This window comes from Corallococcus terminator, from assembly GCF_003611635.1.
In the GTDB taxonomy this organism is placed as follows: Bacteria; Myxococcota; Myxococcia; order Myxococcales; family Myxococcaceae; genus Corallococcus; species Corallococcus terminator.
Genome location: NZ_RAVZ01000617.1, coordinates 1 through 2,275, shown reverse-complemented (window position 1 = coordinate 2,275; position 2,275 = coordinate 1). Strand labels below are relative to the sequence as shown.

At 70.7% G+C, this 2,275-nt stretch carries 3 protein-coding genes; 2 read left to right on the top strand and 1 reads right to left on the bottom strand.

Going from position 1 to position 2,275, the window contains the following annotated elements:
* Both D7V88_RS40775 and D7V88_RS40770 read left to right on the top strand, forming a co-directional pair.
* Nucleotides 1-957: cysteine peptidase family C39 domain-containing protein (locus D7V88_RS40775; protein ID WP_208726749.1), on the top strand; the 957-nt coding region annotated here is incomplete at its 5' end.
* A gap of 15 nt (nt 958-972) precedes the next feature.
* Complete coding sequence (locus tag D7V88_RS40770) at nt 973-1,440, top strand: DcrB-related protein (protein WP_120545863.1); 468 nt, start codon at nt 973-975, stop codon at nt 1,438-1,440.
* A gap of 21 nt (nt 1,441-1,461) precedes the next feature.
* On the opposite strand, the gene D7V88_RS43420 is transcribed toward D7V88_RS40770, so the two are convergent.
* A partial coding sequence (locus D7V88_RS43420) for a hypothetical protein (protein ID WP_120545862.1) occupies nt 1,462-2,275 on the bottom strand: 814 nt, incomplete at its 5' end.

The following is a 2,275-nucleotide window of genomic DNA, read 5'->3' as shown; positions in this document are numbered from 1 at the left end:
CCTCCAGGAGCCCTCCCCTTGAGCGTGACCCTTCCCCCCAGCCTCCAGCGTCCCGTCCAACCTCGCGTGGAGGTGACGCCGTCCAACCAGAAGCCGCAGGCGGCCGCGCAGCAGGCGGAGCTGCCCCAGGCGAAGGTCGTCACCTCGGTGGAGACCGCGCCGACGGCGGTCCAGACCGAGCAGGCCACGGACGCCTTCGCGGCGCAGGAAGCCATCCAGATGCTGCAGGGCTGGGCGAGCCGCTTCGCGTCGGGCGCGGGTTCTGCTCCCGAGTCGGACGCGCTGCGCGTGGGCCAGGCGGGTGCTCCCCAGGAGCCGGCGCCGGAGATTGGCGACTGGGAAGAGGACGCGTCGGTGGTCCAGCAGACCAAGGACAAGAACTGCGGCGCCGCGGTGGCGGTGATGCTGGGCAACGAGAAGGGCACCGGCAAGGCGCAGGGCGCGTCGGACACGGAGAAGATGGACGCGCTGGATTCGCGCTTCACCGACGGCGACGGCACGACGCCCATCGAGCTGTCCAACATGCTCGCGAACCAGGGCGTCAAGGTGACGGAGTCGTCGTCCAAGCTGGACAAGAACGCCCTGGACAGCGCGCTCAGCCGCGACGGCAAGGCCGCGGTGCTGGTGGACTCCGCCAAGGTGGACCCCAAGGCGAAGGGCGGCGAGAAGGGCCAGGCGCACTGGGTCACCGTGGAAGGCAAGGACGACCAGGGCCGCTACAAGGTGAAGGACCCGGGCACCGGCAAGAGCGTCAAGATGGACGCCGACAAGCTGTCGGACGCCGTGGACACCAGCCTGCGCGAGCACAAGACGGGCGGCATGGTCATCGTCGAGGGCGCCAACGGCGCTTCCGAGGCGGACATCGTCGGGGAGAGCAACGCCAAGGTGGCGACGCTCGCCAACGAAGAGGGCGGTGGCTCCCGCGCCATGGCCAACTTCGGGCGCGAATCCTCCTAAGGACCTCCGCCTCCCATGGCCCCGCCCAGGTCCATCCGCCACGGTCCGCTGCGCGTCGCCCTGCCTGACGGCTGGTTCGACGCCAGCCAGGTCGTGGCGGTGGGGCCGGAGGAGGACGGCTTCCGCTCCAACCTCGTCGTGTCGCTGGAGCCCGCGGTCCCCGGGGAGTCGCTGGGGCAGTTCGCCGCGCGGATGCTGGAGGGCATGCGCTCCGCGCAGGACTTCCGTCAGGTGTCGGAGACGCCCGCGACCTTCGGCGCCAACTCGGGCGTGCTGCGCGAGTACACCTTCCGGATGGAGTCGCTGCTCCTCGCGCAGCTCCAGTTCTACGTGCTGCGCGAGCAGGTGGGCTTCACCTTCACGTACACCCAGTTGGCCAGCCGGCTGGCCGCGACGCGGTCCGTGGCGGAGTCGCTGCTGGCGTCGGTGACGTTGGATTCGACGGCGGAGCTCGCGCTGCGGCCCACGCTCTTGCGCGCCTGAAGCCGCGCCCGCGCCTTCACCTCAGACGACCAGGTGCTCCACGGCGCGCAGCCGGAGGAGCTGACGCGCCAGCTCCTGCACCTGCTCCACCTCCTGCTGACCCAGTGCCTTGCGCAGCGCGAGCTTCATGTCCGTGGACGCGCGCAGGAGCAGGCTTCGCACCTGGGCGTTGCTGAGCATGGGGTTGAGGCGCCGCAGGTGGCCCACGAGCGAGCCCAACTGCGCCAGGGTGAGGCCGGCCACCATGACCTGCGTGGCGGACCCTTCGTCCGGGCTCTGGCTGATGGCCAGCATCCACGGCGACATGAGCAGCGACCGGGTGAAGTCCCGCTCACACGTCAGGCCCAGCCGCGCGCACTCCTCCACCAGCGGGCCGGAGTCGTGGCCGGAGATGACGGGCTGGATGCGGGCGGCGTCGTACTTCTGGAGGACTTCATCGTACTGCTTGCGCACCTCGATGCCGGGGGGCGTGCGCTGGAACTCCTTGAAGGCTTCGCGCACCTCGGCCCGGAGCGCCTGGAGCATCGTGGCGTCGTCCACGACGGGGGACTCGCCCAGCGCCATGGCCAGGTACTGCCGGTCCTCGGGGACCGCGTTCGCCGACTTCCACCACTCGTAGGCGACGGAGCTTTCGCTCAGGACGATGGGCAGGGTGACGACGCCCGCGCGGCCGGGATTGGCGAGGAAGTTGGTGAGCTTCATCACCACCTCGGAGAGTCCCCGGTGCAGCCGGTTGAGCAGGGCCACGCGCAGCTTCGCGCGGCTCTCCGCGGCCTCCTTCGCGGCGTTGGGGGACTTCCCGTCCGTGGCGGTGCGCTCGCGGGGGGCTTCGGAC